This window comes from Variovorax sp. P1_H12_2 (genome assembly GCF_056405335.1).
Genome location: NZ_JBFUCI010000526.1, coordinates 1 through 3,830, shown reverse-complemented (window position 1 = coordinate 3,830; position 3,830 = coordinate 1). Strand labels below are relative to the sequence as shown.

The 3,830-nt window shown below is 69.4% G+C and carries 4 protein-coding genes; 1 reads left to right on the top strand and 3 read right to left on the bottom strand.

Annotated elements, in window-relative coordinates; all coding sequences use genetic code 11:
• Positions 1–233 (bottom strand): substrate-binding domain-containing protein (locus tag AC1D2K_RS31605; protein WP_478093997.1); only part of this gene is annotated, 233 nt, incomplete at its 3' end.
• 210 nt (positions 234–443) lie between these two features.
• Between AC1D2K_RS31605 and AC1D2K_RS31600 the strand changes: the two genes are divergently transcribed.
• The gene (locus AC1D2K_RS31600) at positions 444–1,961 is read left to right on the top strand and encodes a Ppx/GppA phosphatase family protein (protein ID WP_478093995.1); all 1,518 of its coding nucleotides are present in this window, start codon (positions 444–446) and stop codon (positions 1,959–1,961) included.
• A 145-nt stretch (positions 1,962–2,106) separates the two neighbouring features.
• Here AC1D2K_RS31600 and AC1D2K_RS31595 read toward each other — a convergent pair whose 3' ends face one another.
• Together AC1D2K_RS31595 and ppk1 are read right to left on the bottom strand one after the other, a co-directional pair.
• Positions 2,107–2,568: a SixA phosphatase family protein gene (locus AC1D2K_RS31595; RefSeq protein ID WP_478093993.1), complete on the bottom strand. Its 462-nt coding sequence runs from the start codon at positions 2,566–2,568 to the stop codon at positions 2,107–2,109.
• Positions 2,569–2,575: 7 nt separating this feature from the next.
• Positions 2,576–3,830 (bottom strand): polyphosphate kinase 1 (gene ppk1, locus AC1D2K_RS31590; protein ID WP_478093991.1); only part of this gene is annotated, 1,255 nt, incomplete at its 5' end.

The following is a 3,830-nucleotide window of genomic DNA, read 5'->3' as shown; positions in this document are numbered from 1 at the left end:
GCGCCGAAGTCGACCGTCTTGGCGTCGATCTGCTTGAGGCCGGCGCCCGAGCCGACCGACTGGTAGTTGATCTTGGCGCCGGTGGCCTTGTTGAAATCGGCGGCCCACTTCGAATACAGCGGCGCCGGGAAGCTGGCGCCGGCGCCGGTGGCGGCTTCCTGGGCCAGGGCCGGAACTTGCGCGAATGCCGCGGCGATCAGGCCGGCGGCAGCGAATTTGAACGTCGTTTTCATGGTGCTTCCTTTGAGCTGCAAAAGGGCCCCTTGGGGGCTTGGCAGCGACTCTAGAAAGCTTGTGTGACAACGTCGTGACACCCGCGTACAGAGGGAGAAACAGCTGCTGCGGTGTGTGATCGTGTGTCGCTGTCACATATTCGTCACACGGCCCATCTAGCCTTGCGTGCCCACCGGGCTACGATCAGGCCCCGCCCTTTGCACCTCACTATGAAAAACGGAACCCGCCTCGCCGCGGTCGATCTCGGCTCGAACAGCTATCGACTGGAGATCGGCCAGGTCGACCACGGCCAGATCCATCGCACCGAATACCTCAAGGAAACCGTCCGCCAGGGCAACGGCCTCGACAGTTCGCGCAATCTCACGCCGGAGGCGATGCAGCGCGGCTGGGACACGCTGGCGCGCTTCGGCGAACGGCTGGCGGGCTTCGATCGCTCCCAGGTCCGCGCGGTGGCCACCCAGACGCTGCGCGAAGCCCGCAACCGCGACGAGTTCCTGTTGCGCGCACGCACCGTTCTGGGCTTCGGCATCGACGTCGTCACGGGCCCCGAGGAGGCCCGCCTGATCTACCAGGGCGTGGCGCACACCCTGCCCCACACCGACGCCTCGAATCGCGAACGCCGCCTGGTGGTGGACATCGGCGGCCGCTCGACCGAGATGATCATCGGCCAGGCGCTCGTGGCCGAGGTCATGGAGTCCTACCGGGTCGGCAGCGTCGCCTGGTCGATGAAGCACTTCCCGCAGGGGCTGTTCACGCCCTCGGCCTTCCAGGCTGCCGAGGTGGCTGCCAAGGCGGTGCTCGACGAAGCGCTGGAAACCTACGTGCCCGACCGCTGGGACGTCGTGTACGGCAGCTCCGGCACGATCGGCGCCGTCGGCGACGTCCTGACCGCGGCCGGCAACGAGCCGGGCCTGATCACGCGCGATGGTCTCGACTGGCTGGTCGACCGGCTGCTGCGGGCCGGCAACGCCGACCGGCTGCGCATCGAGGGCATGCGAGAGGACCGCAAGGCGGTGATCGGCGGCGGCGTGACCGTTCTGCGGGCCGTGTTCGACCTGCTCGAGATCGAGGAAATGAAGGTCGCCCAGGGCGCACTGCGCCATGGCGTGCTGTACGAGCTGCTCGAGCGCGACGACGTGGTGGCCGACCTGCGCACTGCCACCGTGGCACGGCTGGCGACCCGCTTTCCGGTCGACAGCGCCCAGGTCAAGCGGGTCGGCGAGACCGCCGCCGCCCTCTATGTGCAGCTCAATCCGGCGGCGCGCGGCGGCAGCACCACGAGCCGGGCCGGCCGCGCGCTGCGCAAGCTCGGCTGGGCCGCGCAGCTGCACGAGATCGGGACCCAGATCTCGCACAGCGAATACCACAAGCACGGCGCCTACATCCTGGACAACGCCGAGGCGCCCGGCTTCGCGGTCAACGAGATGCATGCCCTGAGCCAGCTGGTGCTGGGGCATCGCGGCAAGCTGCGCAAGCTGGAAACGTCGCTGGACGACGAGAGCTTCGTCCCGCAGCTCATCGCGCTGCGGCTGGCCGTGATCCTGTGCCACGCCCGGCGCAACCCCGACCTGCAGGGGCTGCGAATCGAACAGCCCGACACGCGGCTGTTCGTCGTCGGCTGCCGCGCCGGCTGGTCCGACCTCTTCCCGCAATCCGCGTACCTGCTGCGCGAAGAGGTGCTGGCCTGGCAGAAGACCCCGTGGCGGCTCGAGCTCACCGGAATCTGAATCTGGAGGCTCCCACGCTCCCCCACTGCGTGTGGGTCGCTGCCCCCAAGGGGGTAGCTGCAGGCCGCCCGTCCGTGTCAAGCGCGGACTTCGCCGCGCTGGCGGCCCGGCGCCGGCCGGCCCTGAGCCCCGCGCCCGAACGCCGCTACAGCAGCTCGGGCGCCTGAACCGTCACCACCACCGTCTGCACGTCGCCGTCTCGCTCGCGCGTGCGGATCCACCAGACCGCGCCCTTGCGCACCGGGCAGCTGTCCTGCTGCAGCCCCAGCAGCAGCGAGATCGCCTGGCCCAGCGAAGGCTGGTGGCCGATCAGCAGCACCACCGACTTGCCGTTCGGCCATCCGGCGGCGGCCAGCAGCGCATCGGGCGTGGTGTCGGGCGCGAGCTCGGTGCGCAGCTTGTACTTGCGCCCGAGCGCCAGCGCGGTCTGCTCGCACCGGCGCGCCGGACTGCACACGATGCGCGTGCCCTCGGGCAGCTGCCGATCGAGCCAGCCGGCCATGCGCTTGGCCTGCTTCTCGCCGCGCGAGGTCAACGCGCGCTGCAGGTCGTCGCAGCCCTCGGTCCAGTCGTCTGCCTCGGCGTGGCGCCAGAAAATAAGGTCCATGATTCGGTCAATCCCGTGATGCCGCGCGGCGGAGCCCGCGCGAAGCGTAGCGGTTCATGAGGGCCGTCTGCGCACCGTGGGCCTCGATGGCGCGCGAGGCGCCCTCCTCACCCGCATGCGTGTCCGCGTCGACGCGGCGATAGACGCCGTCGGGACCGAGGTCCCAGGCGTCGCGCCCGTCGTGCAGGTAGGCCACCAGGCACTCGTCGATGAGCCGTTGCCGCAGCCCCGGGTCGGTCACCGGCCAGGCCAGTTCGATCCGGCGCAGCATGTTGCGGTTCATCCAGTCGGCGCTCGAAAGGTACAGCGACTCGTCGTCGCCCTGGCGGAAATAGAAGACCCGCGAATGTTCGAGGAAGCGCCCGATCACCGAGCGCACGCGGATGTTGTCGGTCAGCCCCGGCACCCGCGCCGGCAAGGTGCAGGCGGCACGCACGATGAGGTCGATCTTGACGCCCTTCTGCCCGGCCCTGACCAGCGAGGCGATCAGCGCCTCGTCGGTCAGCGCGTTCATCTTGGCGACGATGCGCGTGGCCTTGCCGGCCGCCGCGGCGACCCCGAGCGCGTCGATGCGCGCGATCAGGTTGCGATGCAGGTCGAAGGGCGCCAGCCACATGCGGTGCAGCTTCGGCAGCCGGCTCTGGCTGGCCAGGTGCACGAACACCGCCTCCATGTCGGCGGTCAGCAGCGGGTCGGCCGTGAGATGGCTGATGTCGGTGTAGAGCGCGGCGGTGCGCGGGTTGTAGTTGCCGGTCGACAGATGGCCGTAGCGCCGCATCTGCCGGCCCTCGCGGCGCGTCACCAGCAGCATCTTGGCGTGCGTCTTCAGGCCGACCACGCCGTAGACGACCTGGGCGCCGATCGACTCGAGCATCTCGGCCCAGTTGATGTTGGCCTCTTCGTCGAAGCGCGCCTTGAGTTCCACCACCACGGTCACTTCCTTGCCGCGGCGGACCGCCTCGCGCAGCAGGTCCATCAGCTCGGAGTCAGTGCCGGTGCGGTAGATCGTCTGCTTGATCGCGAGCACCTGCGGGTCTTGCACCGCTTCGCGCAGGAAGGCCAGGACGCCGCCGAAGCTCTCGAAGGGCTGGTGGATCAGCACGTCGCCGCGCTGCAGCCGGTCGAAGAAGGACTGCCCGGGCGACAGCGTGATCGGGTAGGAGGCCTGGTACGGCGCAAAGCGAAGCTGCGGCTCGTCGAGCAGGTCGATCAGCTGCGTCAGGCGCGCCAGGTTCACCGGGCCGTGCACCCGGTAGCGGTAG